The sequence below is a fragment of the Variovorax sp. F042 genome (assembly GCF_057814215.1).
The window spans coordinates 697,394-713,047 of the sequence record NZ_JBVASX010000001.1 but is presented as its reverse complement, the minus strand read 5'-3'; the positions used below and the strand labels follow the sequence as shown (position 1 = coordinate 713,047).

The following is a 15,654-nucleotide window of genomic DNA, read 5'->3' as shown; positions in this document are numbered from 1 at the left end:
GCTATTTCTGCCGGCTGCTGCGTTGCTGGGTCACGGCATAGGCCTCGATCTGCGCCATCGTCACCGAGCCTGCGTGAGCGCTGTCGATGGCGTCGAAGTTGCGGTAGACCCACGGCATCTTGCCGCGTGCTTCGTCGCGTGTGAGACGGCCATCGACGTTGGTGTCGGCGGCGCCGAAGCGCTTGTGCAGCTCGGCGCGCATCTGTTCGGCGCGGCCGGCATCGGGCGCCTGGGCGCAGGCGGCAAAGGACACGGCTGCGAGCAGCAGCGGCAGGACGTGGCGGGTTGTCATGGGCACGCTCCCTTGCATCAACGGCAGGAAATGACTGCGCCGGCCGCGCTGTAGCAGGTGGCGCTGTGCGTCAGGCCGGTGGCGCTGTTGTAGCTCGTGCTGCTCTGCACGCTGTTGCCGGTGGCGGCGCTGGTGGCAGTGGTGCTGCGGCTCTGGGTTACGTTGCCCGATGCGTCGCGGCTCGCGCTGCCGCTGCTTTCTGCGCTGCCGCGCGTGCCGGCTGTAGCGAAGCCACTGCGGTGGCTGGCCGAGCCGTCGGGGTTGACCGAGGTCGTGCCGGCGCGGGCTGCATAGCCTCCGCCGGGCCCGCGTAGCGCGCGCATGTTCGTGGCGGTGGTGCCACCCGCGGCGTTGGGCCGCACGACATGCCGGCTGGCCGCGCCAGCTTGAGTGGCCGTGAAGGCCGCCGCCAGCAGCACGCCGGCCAGCGCGGCGGAAGTGGACAGGGAAAGAACGCGCTTCATGTTCAAGACTCCTTGCGGTGCCGGCTGCGCACCTCGCGAAGCCGTGAAAGCGACTGTGGCCGCGAGATGTGAGCCAGCCATGGCGCAGCGCGGTGCGTTCATGACAATCCGTGAGCGCCCGTCCGGGGCTCTGTCATCGTTTGTCATGAATTCCCGCGCGACCGGGCAAGGCAGCCGCCGTTACGATTCGCCGCATGACCGAAGCGCTGGCCCGCATCCTGATTGCCGACGACGAAGCCGACCTGCGCGCGCTGCTGCAGCGCTACCTCGGCGACCAGGGCTATGCCGTGCGCACCGTCGAGAGCGCCCAGCCGCTCGACAAGCTGCTCGCACGCGAGCGCTTCGACGTGCTGGTGCTCGACGTCATGATGCCCGGCGAAGACGGCCTGGCTGTGTGCCGCCGGCTGCGCGCACAGGGTGAGACCATTCCCATCCTGATGCTGACTGCGCGCGGCGATCCGGTCGACCGCATCGTCGGTCTCGAGATGGGCGCCGACGACTACCTGCCGAAGCCCTTCAACCCGCGTGAGTTGCTGGCGCGCATCCAGGCGCTGGTGCGGCGCCAGCGCATGCTGGGCGCGCACACCGGGCCGGCGCCGGTGCAGGAAAGCGTGCGCTTCGGCGCCTTCACGCTGCACCTCGGCGAGCGACGCCTCGAGCGCGAGGTGGAGGGCGCGAAAGAAGATATCCCCCTGACCACCGGTGAGTTTTCGCTGCTCCAGGCGCTGGCGCTCAACGCCAACCGGCCGTTGGGCCGCGAGCGCCTGATCGAACTGGCCCACGGCCGCGAGCACGAGGCCACCGACCGCAGCATCGACGTGCAGGTCATGCGCCTGCGCAAGCTCATCGAGGCCGATTCCGCGCAACCGCGCCACATCCGCACGGTCTGGGGCGTGGGTTACCTGTTCGTGCCATGAAGCTCTTTCCACGCAGCCTGTTCGGGCGCAACGCGCTGCTGCTCGTGCTGCTCATCGCGCTGGGCCAGATCGGCGGCGGGTTGCTGTTGCGCGAGATGGTCATCAAGCCACGGCTCGACCAGATTGCCGAGAGCGTGGCGCGCAACGTGGCAGCCATCCGCGCGGGCATGCTGGCGCTGCCGCCGGCCCAGCGGCCGGCATTCGTGGACGGGTTCAACCAGCAGGCGACGGCTGGCCGCGCCGACAAGGCGCGCGGCCCGCGCGTGCTGCTCACGCCGCTGGAGCGCGGCTTCGTGCGCTCGGTGTCGGCGCGCATCGCGAGCAAGGGCGTGGAGGCCGTGTGGCGCCGCGAGCCCGACGGCGGCCTGGCGCTGCGGCTCACGCTCGATGGAAGCGATCACTGGGTCGTGATGCCCGGCCTCTTGCCCGCGCGCGAATTCACGGGTGCGCTGGTGGCGGTATCTGTAGGCAGCGCGTTGCTCGCGCTGGCGGGTGCGCTTTGGTTCCAGCGCCGGCTCAACCGGCCGCTGGTGCGCGTGGTGGAGGCCGCGCACACGCTGGCGGCGGGCCGCGAGCCCATGCCGCTGCCCGAAGACGGTCCCACCGAAGTCGCGACCGTGAGCCGCAGCTTCAATCAACTGGTCGGCAGCCTGCGCCAGACCGAGCGCGAGCGCGCCCTGATGCTGGCCGGCATCTCGCACGACCTGCGCACGCCGCTCACCAAGCTGCGCCTGGGCGTGGAAATATTGCGCGACCGCATGGAGCCCGAGCTCGTGAGCAGCATGACGCGCAGCGTGGAAGAAATGGACGCCATCGTCGGCCAGTTCCTCGACTTTGCGCGCGGCGACGGTGACGAGCTGCCGGTGCCGACATCGCTCGACGACATGGCCCGGGCGCTGGGCGCGGCCAGCGCCGACCATGGCCGGCCCATGGCGCTGCAGCTGGGCGGCGCGCCCACGCTGCCGCTGCGCCAGCAGGCCATGCAGCGCGCCATCGGCAACCTGATCGAGAACGCCTGGCGCCACGGCCGGGCGCCGGTCACGCTGTCGACGCGCGTGGTAGGGCAGGAGGCGATTGTCGAAGTCGCCGACCACGGCGACGGCATCGACCCGGCCGAGGCGGATGCTCTCAAGCAGGCGTTCCGCCGTGGCAATGCGGATCGCGGCGGGACGGCAGGTGCGGGGCTCGGCCTGGCCATCGTGCAGCGCATCGCGCAGGCGCATGGCGGTCGGCTCGAACTGGAGACACCCCCGGGCGAGGGCCTGCATGCACGCCTGCGGCTGCCGTTGCCGGCGGGCTGACGGCCTCGTTCAGCCGGCGCGCTTCGGTGCCATCCAGCTCGTTGCGGCGTCGCGTCCCGTGAGGTGCAGGCTCGCAGTGGCAGCAGGCGTTTCGGCCACCAAGCGCCCCTTGCGGAACACCTTGAGTCGCGTGGCGCGCAGGCGGATCGCCTCGACCGGATCGCGCGCCTGCAGAAGCACGAAGCTCGCGTCGCAGCCCGCCTCGATGCCGTAACCCTGCAGGTGCATCACGCGCGCCGCATTCGTCGTCACCGCCTCGAAGCACTGGCGAATGCCGGCCTGGCTGGTCATCTGCGCCACGTGCAGGCCCATGTGCGCCACTTCGAGCATGTCGCCCGAGCCCATGCCGTACCACGGGTCCATCACGCAGTCGTGGCCGAAGGCAACGTTGACGCCGGCAGCCATCAGCTCGGGCACGCGCGTCATGCCGCGGCGCTTGGGGTAGGTGTCGTGGCGGCCCTGCAGCGTGATGTTGATGAGCGGGTTTGCGATGACGGCCACGCCGCTCTGCGCGATCAGCGGCAGCAGCTTGCTCACGTAGTAGTTGTCCATCGAGTGCATCGATGTGCAGTGCGAGCCCGTCACCCGGCCTTGCATGCCGAGGCGCTGCGCCTCGAAGGCCAGCGTCTCGATGTGGCGCGAGAGCGGGTCGTCGGACTCGTCGCAATGCATGTCGACCAGCTTGCCCCGCCCGGCCGCGATTTCGCACAGCAGCTTCACGCTGGCCGCGCCATCGGCCATGGTGCGCTCGAAATGCGGAATGCCGCCGACCACGTCCACGCCCTTGTCGAGCGCGCGCTCCAGGTTCTCGACGCCGCCCGGGGAGCGCAACACGCCGTCCTGCGGGAAGGCGACCAGTTGCAGATCGAGGTAGGGCGCCACCCGGCGCTTGACCTCGAGCAGCGCGTCGACCGCCAGCAGGCTCGGGTCGCTGGTGTCCACATGAGAGCGAACGGCCAGCATTCCCTTTGCCACGGCCCAGTCGCAGTAGGCCAGCGCACGTTCGATCAGCGCGTCGGCCGTGAGCAGCGGCTTCAGCTCGCCCCACAGCGCAATGCCTTCGAGCAGCGTGCCGCTTTCGTTGACGCGCGGCAGGCCATAGCTGAGCGTGGCGTCCATGTGGAAATGCGGGTCGACGAAGTGGGGCGCGAGCAGCAGGCCTTGCGCATCGAGCTTTTCGTGCGCCGGGGCGACGAGGCCTTCGGTCACTTCGGCGATACGGCCGCCCTCGACGGCAATCGACATGCCGGTGCGGCCGTCAGGGAGGGTGGCGTTGGTGATGAGGAGGTCGAGCATCGTGGGACCCTGTGATCGGTTGAACGGTATTTTCGGCCGCTTTGAGCGCCGCCGGAGAGCCGCTCAGCGCGTGTTCTGCGCCCGGTACCGGTATTGCCCCGGCGCAGGCCCGACCTCGATGGTCACGCGGCGCAGCTTCTCGTCGTGCCCCGAGTCGGCCTTGGCCGTCACAACGATGCCGCGCGGCGTGGCGCGGCAGGTGAGGTCGGACAGCGAGATTTCCGCATGGTCGTTGTCGAGCTCGGCGATCGCCACCGTGTGCTCGGCATGCAGGCTGCCGTTGGCGTCGCGCGTCATCCATTGCACGTAGAGGAAGGACTGGGCGTACTGCTCGGCGTGCACCACCCGGTAGGTGCCCTGGTGGTCCTTGCCCCAGGTGCCGCACATCTGCACCCAGGTCACGGCGTCGGCGGTGCTGAAGGCCTCGTAGCCGTAGTTCATGCCAAGTGCATGAGCACCGTTGCCGCCCAGCGCCAGCAGCGCCGCGAGCAGGGCGCCTCGCGCGGCGGTGGCGGTCCGGGTGGTCATCATCAGCGTTCCCCCTTGCGATACGGTTTCATCAGCGCCTGCGGATAGCTCGCCTTGCGCGCCACCAGCACCAGCGCCAGGATCGACAGCAGGTACGGCAGCATCAGGTACAGCTGGTAAGGCAGCACTGCATCGCCCGATTGTTGCAGCCGCAGCTGCAGCGCGTCGAAGAATGCGAACAGCAGCGCGCCGATCAGCGCCTTGCCCGGCCGCCACGAAGCGAACACCACCAGCGCCACGCAGATCCAGCCGCGGCCGTTCACCATGTTGAAGAAGAAGGCGTTGAAGGCCGACAGCGTGAGGAACGAGCCCGCCACGCCCATCAGCGCGGAGCCCGCGACGATGGCGCCGGTGCGCGTTGCCGCGACCGACACGCCCTGGCTCTCGGCCGCCTGCGGGTTCTCGCCGACCATGCGCAGCGCGAGGCCGAGCGGCGTGCGGTACAGCACCCAGCCCACCACGGGCACCAGCAGCAGCGCGAACAGCGTGAGCGCGGTCTGCGCATTCAGGATCGGCACCGGCAGCCAGTCCATCGGTGCAAACGGCGTGATGGTCGGCGGCGTGTTCACTTTCGGAAAGCTCACGCGGTAGCCGAAGTAGCTGAGCGCGGTGGCAAGCAGCGTGATGCCCAGCCCCGACACATGCTGCGACAGCGCAAGCCCGACGGTCAGAAAGGCATGCAGCAGCCCGAACACCATGCCCGTGAGCGCAGCCACGCCCACGCCCACCCACAGCGGCGCGCCCGCATACACCGCGAGCCAGCCGGTGAAGGCGCCCGCGACCATGATCCCTTCGATGCCGAGGTTGAGCACGCCCGCGCGCTCGCACAGCAGCACGCCGAGCGTGCCCAGAATCAGCGGCGTGGCGATGCGCAGCACCGCGACCCAGAAGGCGGGGTTGGCGAGGATGTCGAGGAAGTCCGTCATTTCTTCATCCGCACCCGGTATTGCGTCAGCAATGTCGCCACCAGCACCGCGATCAGCGATGCGGCAACGATCACGTCGGCGATGTACGTGGGCACGCCGACCGCGCGGCTCATGGTGTCGGCACCGACCAGCACGCCCGCAACGAACACGGCAGCCGCGATCACGCCCAGCGGATGCAGCCCCGCCAGCATCGCAATCACGATGCCCGTGTAGCCATAGCCCGGCGACATGTCGAGCGTGACGTAGCTCGTGCGGCCCGCCACCTCGATCGCGCCCGCCAGCCCGGCCAGCGCACCCGAGAGCAGCGCCACCATCACCACGGTGCGCGTCACCGGCACGCCAGCGAAGGCCGCGGCACGCGCATTCGCACCCACGGCACGGATGTCGAAGCCCAGCACCGTGTACTTGAAGACCGCCCACACCATCACCGCGAGCGATACGGCCCATAGCAGCCCGGTGTGCACGCGCGTCTGCGCGATGAGCTTGCCGAGTTCGAGATCGGACTGCAGCGACACGCTCTGTGGCCAGCCCATGGCGCTGGGGTCTTTCATCGGCCCGTCGAGCAGCGCCGACACGCCCAGCAGCACGATGAAGTTGATCAGCAGCGTGGTGACGACTTCGTCCACGCCGAGCTTGTTCTTCATCAGCGCCGGGCCCAGCAGCATCAGCGCACCCGCCACGGCGGCGGCCAGCATCATTAGCGGAAACAGTACCCACGGCGACAGCTCGAAGCCCGTGCCGCCATGCATGCCGCCCACGGCGACGGCCGCCAGCGCGCCGGCATAGAGCTGGCCCTCGGCGCCGATGTTGAAGAGCCGCGCCTTGAAAGCGACTGTGGCCGCCAGCCCGGTGAGGATCAGCGGGATCGCGCGGGTCAGCGTCTCGCTCCACGCGAACACCGAGCCGAAGCCGCCCTGCAGCAGCAGCGCGTAGGTGCGGCCGACCGGCGCACCGGCCCACAGCACCAGCAGCGCGCTGACTGCCATGGTGAAGACGACCGCGCCGATGGGGGCAAGCACCAGCGCCGTGCGCGAGGTTTCGTGGCGCCGTTCGAGCCGCATCATGGCGTGGCTCCCTTGGCGTGCGCAGCCGTCGCGCCGGCCATGGCCAGCCCGATGGCTTCGCGTGTCCAGGCCGCGGCCGGGCGTGCCTCGCCCAGATGGCCGCCGTGCATCACGGCCACGCGGTCGCCGAGCGCGAGCACTTCGTCGAGGTCGTCGGAAATCACCAGCACCGCCGCGCCAGCGTCGCGCGCGGCAATCAGCTGCTGCTGCACATAGGCCACGGCGCCGATGTCGAGGCCCCAGGTCGGCTGGTGCGCGACGATCAGGCGCGGCGCGCGGTTCGGGTACTTCTTGTTGTCGTCGCCCTTGGCCATTTCGGGCGGCTCGGGCGCCAGCAGGGCGCGGCCCAGAATCAGTTTCTGCATGTTCCCGCCGGAGAGCGAACGGGCCGGCGCCATCAGGCCGGCGCCGCGCACGTCGAATGCCTTTTCGATGCGCCGCGCATGCAGGCGGGCGGCCGCGCGCTTCACGATCCACGACCAGCGCGAGAACACCGGGCTGCGCAGGCGCTCCGACACCGCGTTCTCCCACACCGGCAGGTCGCCGACCACGCCGACGGCATGCCGGTCTTCCGGAATGCGCGCGACACCGCGCTGCACCAGCCGGGCGGGCGAGGGCGGCAAGGCGCGGCCCATCAGTTGAGCCGTGCCAGATGTGGCGCGGCGCGTGCCGCACAGCAGCTCGGCCAGCGCCACCTGCCCGTTGCCGGAAACACCGACGATGGCGGTGATCTCGCCGGCGCGCAGCGTCAGCGACACCTCGCGCAGCCGGTCTTGCCCGCCGTTCTTGTCTGATGCGGTGCTCACGTGGTCGAGAACGCAGACGGCATCGCCCACCGACTTGGCTGGCCGCCGCTGCGGCGCATCGACCGCATGCCCGACCATCCACAGTGCCAGCTGTGCCTGCGTGGTGTCGGCCGTGCGCGCCTCTGCCACGAGCTTGCCGCCGCGCAGCACGGCGATGCGGTGCGACACGCGCAGCACCTCGCCGAGCTTGTGGCTGATGAAGATCACCGACAGCCCTTGTGCCACCATCTGCGCGAGCGTGGCGAACAGTGCCTCGCTTTCCTGTGGCGTCAGCACGGCGGTCGGCTCGTCGAGGATCAGGATGCGTGCGCCGCGATACAGCGCCTTGAGAATTTCCACGCGCTGTCGTTCGCCCACCGACAGATTGCCGATCTGCGCGTCAGGCTGCACCGGCAGCCCGAAGCGCTGGGCCACGTCGAGCAACCGGGCACGTGCGGCCGCGCGGCGCGACACCGGGCGCCACAGCGGCTCGGTGCCCATCATCACGTTGTCGAGCACGCTGAGGTTGTCGGCCAGCGTGAAGTGCTGGTGCACCATGCCCACGCCGGCAGTGAGCGCGGCCTTGGGGTTGCCTGGCGGCAGCGGTGCGCCGAAGACTTCGATGCTGCCTTCGTCGGCGACGTAGTGGCCGAACAGAATCGACATCAGCGTCGACTTGCCCGCGCCGTTCTCGCCGAGCAGCGCCAGCACTTCGCCGGCCTGCAGGTCGAGGGAAATGCCGTCGTTGGCGACGAGGCTGCCGAAGCGCTTGGTGATGCCCTGGAGGCGCAGGACGGTGGCGTCGCTTCCTCCCTCCGTGGGAGAGAGGGAAGGCGGGGTCACTTCCACGCAGCCAGGAAAGCCAGCATGACCTTGGCGGAGTTGTCCGCCGCGATGCCCATGAAGGTGCCCATCTCGTTCTCGCCGTCGCCACCGCCCGCGAGGTCGCTGAGCGAGCGGAAGGCGATGTACGGCACGCCGTTGCTGTAGGCGACCATGCCCACGGCCGCGGTTTCCATGTCGAGCACGTTGGCCTGGAAGGTCTTGTAGGTGTATTCGCGGTAGGCCTTGTTGTCCATGAAGGCCTGGCCAGAGACACCGTTGCCGCCAACTACCAGCTGGGGCTTGCGCGGCAGGCACTTGCCGGCGCTGCAGTTGGCCAGGTCGACGTTGCGGATGCTGCGTGCCACCTCGAGCATCTTCGGATCGGTCTCGAACCAGAATTTGCGCTGGATCTCCGGACGCGCGGCCGAGCGCACCTCCACCGGGCGCGGGAACATCATGCCGAAGTTGGGCAGCGTGGCGTCGGTGATGAAGGGTGGCGCTGCGTACTTGCCGGGCGCGGTTTCGCGCGCCATCAGCACTTCGAGGTACTGGCCCCATTGCGCCGGCACCGTGACGTCGCCCACATGCAGAGACGGATTCACGCCACCCGCGATGCCGCTGAACACGATGTTCGTCACGCGGAAGCGATTGAGCACGAGCTGCGTGTTCATCGTCGCGTTCGTCATGCTGATGCCCGACAGGAACAGCACCACGGGCTTGCCTTCGAGCGTGCCGGTGGTGAACTCCACGCCGTTCACGCTGTGCTTCGCCGGGGTTTGCAGGCGCGTGAGCAGCAGCTTGAGCTCGGGCTCGAAGGCCGACAGCACCGCGATGCGCGGGGTGTCGTCGAGGCGCGTGCTGCTGTTGATGCTGACGCCAGTGCCCTTGTAGACGCCGACGCAGCCCGCGAGGCCAAGGGCCAGCACGCCGGCCGCGAGAAGGGAAACCCAGCGGATCTTCATCGGCGCGCTCACTTTGCGGTGGACTTCGGTTGCGCGTCGTCCACCTTCACCGTGAACTTGCCCGAGAGGATGTCAGCCTGCTTGGCCTTCACCTTGGCGACGATGTCGGCAGGCACCTTCTTCTCGAAGGTGCCCAGCGGCGCCAGCTCGGAGCCCTTGTGCTTCATCTGCGCGTACACGCCGTAGTCTTCGGCCGCGAACTTGCCTTCCTTCACGAGCTTGATCGCGCGGTCGGCCGCGGGCTCGAAATTCCACAGGGCCGAGGCGACCACCGTGTCGGGGTACTGGCTTTGGGTGTCGATCACGTTGCCGATGGCGAGCTTGCCCTTTTCCTTGGCTGCGTCAGAGACGCCGAAGCGCTCGGCGTACATCACGTCCGCGCCCTTGTCGATCATGGCGAAGGCCGCTTCCTTGGCCTTCGGCGGGTCGAACCAGCTGTTGATGAAGCTCACGCTGAACTCGACCTTCGGATTCGTTTCCTTCGCGCCGGCCATGAACGCGTTCATCAGCCGGTTGACCTCCGGAATCGGGAAGCCGCCGACCATGCCGATGCGATTGCTCTTCGTCATGCCGCCGGCCACCATGCCGCTCAGGTAGGCCGGCTCCTGGATGTAGTTGTCGAACACGCTGAAGTTGGGCGCCTGCGGCTTGAGCGACGAGCCCATCAGGAAGGCGACCTTCGGGAAGTCTTTCGCGACCTTGCGCGCCGCTGCCTCCACGCCGAACACCTCGCCCAGGATCAGCTGGTTGCCGGCCGTGGCGTACTCGCGCATCACGCGTTCGTAGTCGGCGTTGCTGACGTTCTCGGTGGCCTTGTATTCGATCTCGCCGCGAGCCTCGGCCGCTTTCAATGCCTTGTGGATGCGGCCCACCCATTGCTGCTCGAACGGCACGGTGTACACCGCCGCCACCTTCAGCTTGGCCTGCGCGAGCGCAAGGCCGGGCGCGCCGGCCGCAAGTGCTGCGGCAATGGCGACGGAACGGATGATCAACTGGCGGCGTGCTGTCACGGTGCTTCTCCTCGAGGTATGGAAATCTTCTTGTCGCTGCCGGGGAGCAGCGCGGCGCCCTTCAATCGGACGCCGGGGCGTTACTTGGTGCCGAAGATGCGGTCGCCTGCGTCGCCCAGACCCGGCAGGATGTAGCCGTGGCTGTTCAACTCGCGGTCGATCGCAGCGGTGTAGATCGGCACATCCGGGTGGGCCTTCTGCATCGTCGCCACGCCTTCGGGGCAGGTCAGCAGGCAGACGAACTTGATCGACTTGGGGTTGAGCTCCTTCAGGCGCTCGACCGCGGCCACGGCCGAGTTGCCGGTGGCCAGCATCGGGTCGACCACGATCACGTCGCGGTTCTCCATCTCGCCGGGCATCTTGAAGTAGTACTCGACGGCCGTCAGCGTCTTCGGGTCGCGGTACAGGCCGATGTGGCCGACGCGGGCGCCGGGCACCACTGTCAGCATGCCGTCGAGGATGCCGGTGCCGGCGCGAAGAATGGAAACCAGCACCAGCTTCTTGCCGTCGATGACCTTGGCCTGCATGGTCTCGAGCGGGGTTTCGACCTCGATGTCCTGCATCGGCATGTCGCGCGTGACCTCATAGGCCATCAGCATGCTGATTTCGTTGAGGAGCCGGCGGAAGCTGTTGGTGGACGCATCCTTGCGGCGCATCAGCGTGAGCTTGTGCTGGACGAGGGGGTGGTTGACGAGGTGGACGTTGCTCATTGGATTTTTTCTATCGTTGCTGCTGAACCCGGGAGTCTAAAAGACGGTGCCGTCGCTCTCGATCAGCAGAGGCGGAGCACCGTCACGCAAGCGTTGTGCCAGCGCCCGGCCCGCGGCCCAGGTGCCGCCTTCGAGCACGCAGGCCAGCGGGAGCTCTTCCTCGGTGCGGTCGAGAACCTTGCGCACGCGCGGCGCCACTTCGTCGAGCAGCGCCACGGTGAGCGCGCGCCATTCGACGATGAATTCGTCACTGGCCTTCCAGCGGCGGGTGAGAAACGCCGGGTCCTTCGGCACGATCACCCCGCTGTCGATCAGCAGGCCGCCGTTGCGGTACTCGGGCAGGGCGGTGAGCGCGTCGAGGTGGCGCACCTTCACGCCGGCCCATTCGAAGGGTTCGAGCAGCGAATACGTGAGCCACTGCGAGAGCTTGTGAAACGGCATCCAGCCGTTGGTGAGGCCGGGGCCGCGCACCGCGCTGTGGCGCCAGCAGTCGCCCAGCGCCAGCGCCGGGTCGCCGGAGCCGATGCCGCCTGCGCTGTCGCTGCCGTCGGCCGCGATGCTGTCGACGGCATTGGCCGAGGGCCAGATGCGCGACAGTGTTTCGAGCAGCAGCGAGAGGATCTGGTGCGCGGTGATCTCCGCAGTGGGCGGCGCGGCCGGGCCGTAGGGGCCGACCAGCGCGTCGAACAGGCCGCCGGGCCGGCCGTCGTCGCCGAAGGTCTCGGGCTGCTCGCCCATGGCCTCGCCGAGCCGGCGCAGCAGTGTGGTGCGGCCCGCCAGGCCGACCAGCGGATTCACCTCGCTGACCTGGAAGGCGTCGCCGAGCCGGTCGGTGACCAGGCCGCGCAGGCCGGCCGCATCGGCCTGGTAGGGATGGTTTGGGTCGGACGAGAAAAGCCCGCTCATGAACGCGTGGTAGCTCGCCACGCCCAGCCCCTCGGAACGCGTGAAGCGCTCGCCGGTGGCCGATTCGGTGTAGTGCCAGTCGGGTCCGGCGCCGGCGTCGAGCAGCACGCTCACCAGCACCAGGTCGATGTGGGCCCGGGCGCGCTGGCGGGCGTCGCATTCGCCCAGCAATGCGTCGAGTTCTTCAAGGCGATTGACGCCGCCGGCCTCGAAATGGCGCCAGCGGCTGTGGTACGGGATGGTGTCCCACGGATAGCGCTCGCGCGTGACCTCGGCGACGGTGCGCGCCGCGTCTTCGAGCGTGTTGTCGCTTCCGATGCGGAACCACTGCGATTCGCCCCGGCGCGCGCGTGCCAGCAGGGCGCCCGCGCGCTGGCGGATGGCGGCGGTGGTGCGCAGCAGGCTGGCCGCGCCGGCCGGATGCGCGCTGTCGGCAGTGAATTCGATGGACGGATCGACCTTGCCCGCGCCCCCCGGCGGCAGGCTGCCGGAGCCGTCGACTGGCATGTTCTTGTCGTCGCTGTTGCGGTTGCTCATTCGCTCAATCCCCGGCCCTTGGCCTTCTTCAGTTCCTCGGCGTCCGGCACCGGGCCGGGCGTGAAATAGCCGGCGGCCATCTTGGCGTCCATCTCGACGCGGGCGTCGGCCGGAATCAGCGCGTCGGGAATGTTCACGCGTTCGCCGATCTCGATGCCCGAGCCGGTGATCGCGTCGAACTTCATGTTGCTCATCGACACGAGCCGATGGATCTTCTTGATGCCCAGCCAGTGGAAGACGTCGGGCATCAGCTCCTGGAAGCGCATGTCCTGCACGCCGGCCACGCATTCGGTGCGCGCGAAATACTGGTCGGCCGTGTCGCCGCCCACCTGACGCTTGCGCGCGTTGTAGACCAGGAACTTGGTGACTTCGCCGAGCGCGCGGCCTTCCTTGCGCGAATAGGCGATGAGGCCGACGCCGCCGCGCTGCGCGCCCTGGATGCACTCCTCGATGGCATGCGTCAGGTAGGGCCGGCAGGTGCAGATGTCGGAGCCGAACACGTCCGAGCCGTTGCACTCGTCGTGGATGCGCGCGGTGAGCTCGACTTCGGGGTTGGCCAGGTCGCGCGGGTTGCCGAAGATGTAGAGCGTTTGCCCGCCGATGGGCGGCAGGAACACTTCGAGGTCGGAGCGCGTGACCAGCTCGGGGTACATGCCGCCGGTTTCCTCGAAGAGCGTGCGGCGCAGGTCGGTCTCGGAGCAGCCGAAGCGGCGCGCCACCTCGGGCAGGTACCACACGGGTTCGATGGCGGCCTTGGTCACCATCGCGGCGCCGCCGGTGGTGAGGAAATGGCCGTCGGCCTTGAGGCGGCCGCTTTGCAGCGCCTCGATGACCTCGGGCAGGATCACATGCGCCTTGGTGATCGCGATGGTCGGGCGGATGTCGTAGCCCGCTGCCAGCTCGGTGGAGAACACGTCTGCCACCAGCGCGCCCCATGGGTCCAGCGACACGATGCGCCCCGGCTCGCTCCACTGCGGATAGGGCCCGATCACGTCGGTGGGCGCGGTGTTGGTCAGGTCGGCCTTGTGCTCGCGCTTGAGCGCCCCGGCCGCCACTGCCAGCGCGCGGTACACGCTGTAGGAGCCGCTGTGCGTGCCGATCACGTTGCGATGTGCCCGCTTGGTGGTGGTGCCGACTACCGGTCCGCGCTCGGTTGCAGTGGCCGCGCCCCAGTGAATGGGCAGCGCGCCGAAGCCGCCGGCGTGCGAAGTCAGCCGGATGTGGCCGGTCGACGACGAGGGATGAAGTGGGGGGAGGGGCGTGACACCGCCCGGGGTGGAAGGGATCGTTGTGCTGTCTGCAGACATTGGTAGCCCTCAAAAAATGCAATGTACCGATCACTTGTGCGGCTGGCAAGCGAGGGCGCGCCCTTGGTTGCAGCGCGCTTCGGCGGTCCGCGGATGTTGAACAACAATGCGCGTGGACGGACCGCACTCACAACATCTTTTGCTGGAGGAAATCAATGCGCACGCTTCTCTGTGTATTTCTCGCCTTGAGCCTGTCTGCCTGCGACAAGGCCACCGAAGGCTTCTCGCAAGGTTTCGATTCCGCCTTCAAGACCAACTTCAGGACGAGCTTCATCGACAGCTGCGTCAAGAGCGCCGGATCGCGCGGGAACAAATCGCAGGAGGAGCTCACCAAGCTGTGCACCTGCGCGGCCGATGGCGTCATGAAGGACGCTACTGTGTCGGATCTGCAGGACGTGGACAAGATCAGGAGCAAGAGCGGCCCGATCATTGAGCAGTGCGTGAAGGAGGCCGTCGGCCTCGTGGTGGATACGCCGGCGCGGGTGTCTTGAGGCTCCGGCCCGGGGCCGGCCGCCGCTCGCGGCACAATCCACCGGAACTTTTTTCGACAAGGCTGTAACCAGCCAGCCCGATGGAACGAAACACCGTAGGCAGCAGGACGAACCCGAGCGACGCGGAAGCGGCGCTGCGCAGCCTGTTCCTTCGCGGCCTCGACGGCGACGCGAAGGCCTACCGCGACTTCCTGCAGCGACTCAGCGCGCACCTGCGCGCCTTTCTGGGCAAGCGCCTCTTTGGCTGGCCCGATGAAGTGGAAGACCTCGTCCAGGAATGCCTGCTCGCCATGCACAACCAGCGCCACACCTACCAGAGCGACCAGCCGCTGACGGCCTGGGTGCATGCGATTGCGCGCTACAAGATGATCGATCTGCTGCGCGCCAAGTCGGTCCGCGAAGACCTGCATGACCCGCTGGACGACGACCTGGCCGTGTTCGCCGAATCAGCCGAAGAGGCCAGCGATGCGAAGCGCGACCTCGGCGGCCTGCTCGAAACCCTGCCCGAGCGCCAGCGGCTGCCGATCGTGCACGTGAAGATCGAAGGCCTGTCGGTTGCCGAGACCGCGAGCCTGACAGGAATGTCGGAGTCGGCGGTCAAGGTCGGCATTCACAGGGGGCTCAAGGCGCTGGCGGCCCGGTTCGGCAACAGCTGGGGAGGTGCGGCATGAAGACCGACGATCTGGTCGCGATGCTGGCGAGCGGCGAGGTGGCCGTGCCGCGCCGCCGTGCCAGCCGACGCATCTGGCTGGCGGTGCTGCTGGGTCTGCCGTTCTCGTTCTTGATCCTGTTCGGCGAGTACGGCATGCGGCGCGACATCGTGCAGGCCATGTTCTGGCCGATGTTCTGGGTCAAGGTGCTGTTTCCCTTGTGCATCGCAGCGGCTGGCTTCGTGGCCGTGGAGCGGCTTGCGCGGCCGGGCGTCGAGCCGCGGCGCACCTGGGTGGGCGCGGTGCTGCCCGTGCTCGCGGTGTGGGTGCTGGCGGTGATCGCCTGGTTCACCGTGCCGGCAGAGGAGCGCATGCCCTCGCTGATGGGGCAGTCATGGCGCGTCTGCGCACTGAGCATCGGGCTGATGGCGCTGCCGGTGTTCGCGGCCACGATGGTGGCGCTCAAGGGAATGGCGCCCACGCGGCCGGCGCTGGCCGGGGCTGCGGCAGGGGCGCTTGCCGGGGGCATTGGCGCGGCGGTCTACGCGCTGCACTGCATGGAGCTGACCGCGCCGTTCCTTGCGGTCTGGTATGTGAGCGGGATCGCTGTGCCGGTGCTGGTTGGTGCCGTGCTCGGGCCACGCCTGCTGCGCTGGTAGCGCGCCGGCAGAGGCCCTGGGCCG

The 15,654-nt window shown here is 68.5% G+C and carries 17 protein-coding genes; 5 read left to right on the top strand and 12 right to left on the bottom strand.

From position 1 onward, the window contains the following. Nucleotide 1: 1 nt before the first annotated feature. Together ACZYSP_RS03430 and ACZYSP_RS03425 are read right to left on the bottom strand one after the other, a co-directional pair. Nucleotides 2-292, bottom strand: coding sequence for an EF-hand domain-containing protein (locus tag ACZYSP_RS03430; RefSeq protein WP_093056963.1), 291 nt, complete (start codon nucleotides 290-292; stop codon nucleotides 2-4). Between the two features lie 17 nt (nucleotides 293-309). Beyond that, the gene (locus ACZYSP_RS03425; RefSeq protein ID WP_093073931.1) at nucleotides 310-756 is read right to left on the bottom strand and encodes a hypothetical protein; all 447 of its coding nucleotides are present in this window, start codon (nucleotides 754-756) and stop codon (nucleotides 310-312) included. A 194-nt stretch (nucleotides 757-950) separates the two neighbouring features. On the opposite strand from ACZYSP_RS03425, the gene ompR reads away from it, so the two are divergent. Together ompR and ACZYSP_RS03415 are read left to right on the top strand one after the other, a co-directional pair. Further along, nucleotides 951-1,673 carry an osmolarity response regulator transcription factor OmpR gene (gene ompR / locus ACZYSP_RS03420; protein ID WP_093073933.1) on the top strand — a complete coding sequence of 241 codons (723 nt, stop codon included), beginning with the start codon at nucleotides 951-953 and terminating at the stop codon, nucleotides 1,671-1,673. After that, complete coding sequence (locus ACZYSP_RS03415) at nucleotides 1,670-2,974, top strand: ATP-binding protein (protein WP_093073935.1); 1,305 nt, start codon at nucleotides 1,670-1,672, stop codon at nucleotides 2,972-2,974. The genes ompR and ACZYSP_RS03415 overlap by 4 nt, the downstream gene beginning before the upstream one ends. A 9-nt stretch (nucleotides 2,975-2,983) precedes the next feature. Here the strand turns inward: ACZYSP_RS03415 and ACZYSP_RS03410 are convergent, their stop codons facing one another. The 10 genes from ACZYSP_RS03410 to ACZYSP_RS03365 form a co-directional block, all read right to left on the bottom strand. Next, on the bottom strand, nucleotides 2,984-4,270 hold the full coding sequence (locus ACZYSP_RS03410; protein WP_093073937.1) for an amidohydrolase family protein: 1,287 nt from the start codon (nucleotides 4,268-4,270) through the stop codon (nucleotides 2,984-2,986). Between the two features lie 63 nt (nucleotides 4,271-4,333). Continuing rightward, the gene (locus tag ACZYSP_RS03405) at nucleotides 4,334-4,801 is read right to left on the bottom strand and encodes a hypothetical protein (RefSeq protein ID WP_371258767.1); all 468 of its coding nucleotides are present in this window, start codon (nucleotides 4,799-4,801) and stop codon (nucleotides 4,334-4,336) included. Further along, nucleotides 4,801-5,724, bottom strand: a complete 924-nt coding sequence (locus ACZYSP_RS03400) for an ABC transporter permease (protein ID WP_093073941.1) — start codon at nucleotides 5,722-5,724, stop codon at nucleotides 4,801-4,803. Before ACZYSP_RS03400 ends, ACZYSP_RS03405 begins: the two co-directional genes overlap by 1 nt. Further along, the gene (locus tag ACZYSP_RS03395) at nucleotides 5,721-6,785 is read right to left on the bottom strand and encodes an ABC transporter permease (RefSeq protein ID WP_177142302.1); all 1,065 of its coding nucleotides are present in this window, start codon (nucleotides 6,783-6,785) and stop codon (nucleotides 5,721-5,723) included. Before ACZYSP_RS03395 ends, ACZYSP_RS03400 begins: the two co-directional genes overlap by 4 nt. Then, on the bottom strand, nucleotides 6,785-8,416 hold the full coding sequence (locus ACZYSP_RS03390) for an ABC transporter ATP-binding protein (protein WP_489012949.1): 1,632 nt from the start codon (nucleotides 8,414-8,416) through the stop codon (nucleotides 6,785-6,787). Before ACZYSP_RS03390 ends, ACZYSP_RS03395 begins: the two co-directional genes overlap by 1 nt. Next, entirely contained in the window at nucleotides 8,413-9,360 is a 948-nt protein-coding gene (locus ACZYSP_RS03385; RefSeq protein WP_093073947.1) for a 5'-methylthioadenosine/S-adenosylhomocysteine nucleosidase, read from the bottom strand. The genes ACZYSP_RS03390 and ACZYSP_RS03385 overlap by 4 nt, the downstream gene beginning before the upstream one ends. An 8-nt stretch (nucleotides 9,361-9,368) precedes the next feature. Beyond that, complete coding sequence (locus ACZYSP_RS03380) at nucleotides 9,369-10,370, bottom strand: BMP family protein (RefSeq protein WP_093056956.1); 1,002 nt, start codon at nucleotides 10,368-10,370, stop codon at nucleotides 9,369-9,371. A gap of 80 nt (nucleotides 10,371-10,450) precedes the next feature. Next, nucleotides 10,451-11,080 (bottom strand): uracil phosphoribosyltransferase, encoded by a 630-nt coding sequence (gene upp, locus ACZYSP_RS03375; protein ID WP_007837874.1) that lies wholly within the window; start codon nucleotides 11,078-11,080, stop codon nucleotides 10,451-10,453. Between the two features lie 36 nt (nucleotides 11,081-11,116). Next, nucleotides 11,117-12,523, bottom strand: coding sequence for a URC4/urg3 family protein (locus ACZYSP_RS03370; RefSeq protein WP_093073949.1), 1,407 nt, complete (start codon nucleotides 12,521-12,523; stop codon nucleotides 11,117-11,119). Then, nucleotides 12,520-13,830, bottom strand: coding sequence for a GTP cyclohydrolase II (locus ACZYSP_RS03365; protein WP_093056954.1), 1,311 nt, complete (start codon nucleotides 13,828-13,830; stop codon nucleotides 12,520-12,522). The genes ACZYSP_RS03370 and ACZYSP_RS03365 overlap by 4 nt, the downstream gene beginning before the upstream one ends. A gap of 155 nt (nucleotides 13,831-13,985) precedes the next feature. Here ACZYSP_RS03365 and ACZYSP_RS03360 point away from each other — a divergent pair, with 155 nt between their 5' ends. The 3 genes from ACZYSP_RS03360 to ACZYSP_RS03350 all read left to right on the top strand — a co-directional run bounded on the left by ACZYSP_RS03360 (nucleotide 13,986) and on the right by ACZYSP_RS03350 (nucleotide 15,630). Continuing rightward, nucleotides 13,986-14,321 carry a hypothetical protein gene (locus ACZYSP_RS03360; protein ID WP_143042606.1) on the top strand — a complete coding sequence of 112 codons (336 nt, stop codon included), beginning with the start codon at nucleotides 13,986-13,988 and terminating at the stop codon, nucleotides 14,319-14,321. An 80-nt stretch (nucleotides 14,322-14,401) separates the two neighbouring features. Next, nucleotides 14,402-14,992 (top strand): sigma-70 family RNA polymerase sigma factor, encoded by a 591-nt coding sequence (locus ACZYSP_RS03355; RefSeq protein WP_093056952.1) that lies wholly within the window; start codon nucleotides 14,402-14,404, stop codon nucleotides 14,990-14,992. Then, a complete protein-coding gene (locus tag ACZYSP_RS03350) occupies nucleotides 14,989-15,630 on the top strand; it encodes an NrsF family protein (protein WP_093073951.1) in 642 nt (213 codons plus the stop codon). Before ACZYSP_RS03355 ends, ACZYSP_RS03350 begins: the two co-directional genes overlap by 4 nt. The last annotated feature ends 24 nt before the right edge of the window (nucleotides 15,631-15,654 follow it).

Bases quoted from the DNA above. Each gene is read 5' to 3' on its own strand.
- ACZYSP_RS03410 (WP_093073937.1), bottom strand. From the start codon at position 4,270: ATGCTCGACCTCCTCATCACCAACGCCACCCTCCCTGACGGCCGCACC.
- ACZYSP_RS03370 (WP_093073949.1), bottom strand. From the start codon at position 12,523: ATGAGCAACCGCAACAGCGACGACAAGAACATGCCAGTCGACGGCTCC.
- ACZYSP_RS03425 (WP_093073931.1), bottom strand. From the start codon at position 756: ATGAAGCGCGTTCTTTCCCTGTCCACTTCCGCCGCGCTGGCCGGCGTG.
- ACZYSP_RS03365 (WP_093056954.1), bottom strand. From the start codon at position 13,830: ATGTCTGCAGACAGCACAACGATCCCTTCCACCCCGGGCGGTGTCACG.
- upp (WP_007837874.1), bottom strand. From the start codon at position 11,080: ATGAGCAACGTCCACCTCGTCAACCACCCCCTCGTCCAGCACAAGCTC.
- ACZYSP_RS03360 (WP_143042606.1), top strand. From the start codon at position 13,986: ATGCGCACGCTTCTCTGTGTATTTCTCGCCTTGAGCCTGTCTGCCTGC.
- ACZYSP_RS03355 (WP_093056952.1), top strand. From the start codon at position 14,402: ATGGAACGAAACACCGTAGGCAGCAGGACGAACCCGAGCGACGCGGAA.
- ACZYSP_RS03415 (WP_093073935.1), top strand. From the start codon at position 1,670: ATGAAGCTCTTTCCACGCAGCCTGTTCGGGCGCAACGCGCTGCTGCTC.
- ACZYSP_RS03405 (WP_371258767.1), bottom strand. From the start codon at position 4,801: ATGATGACCACCCGGACCGCCACCGCCGCGCGAGGCGCCCTGCTCGCG.
- ACZYSP_RS03385 (WP_093073947.1), bottom strand. From the start codon at position 9,360: ATGAAGATCCGCTGGGTTTCCCTTCTCGCGGCCGGCGTGCTGGCCCTT.
- ACZYSP_RS03395 (WP_177142302.1), bottom strand. From the start codon at position 6,785: ATGCGGCTCGAACGGCGCCACGAAACCTCGCGCACGGCGCTGGTGCTT.
- ACZYSP_RS03350 (WP_093073951.1), top strand. From the start codon at position 14,989: ATGAAGACCGACGATCTGGTCGCGATGCTGGCGAGCGGCGAGGTGGCC.
- ACZYSP_RS03400 (WP_093073941.1), bottom strand. From the start codon at position 5,724: ATGACGGACTTCCTCGACATCCTCGCCAACCCCGCCTTCTGGGTCGCG.
- ACZYSP_RS03430 (WP_093056963.1), bottom strand. From the start codon at position 292: ATGACAACCCGCCACGTCCTGCCGCTGCTGCTCGCAGCCGTGTCCTTT.
- ompR (WP_093073933.1), top strand. From the start codon at position 951: ATGACCGAAGCGCTGGCCCGCATCCTGATTGCCGACGACGAAGCCGAC.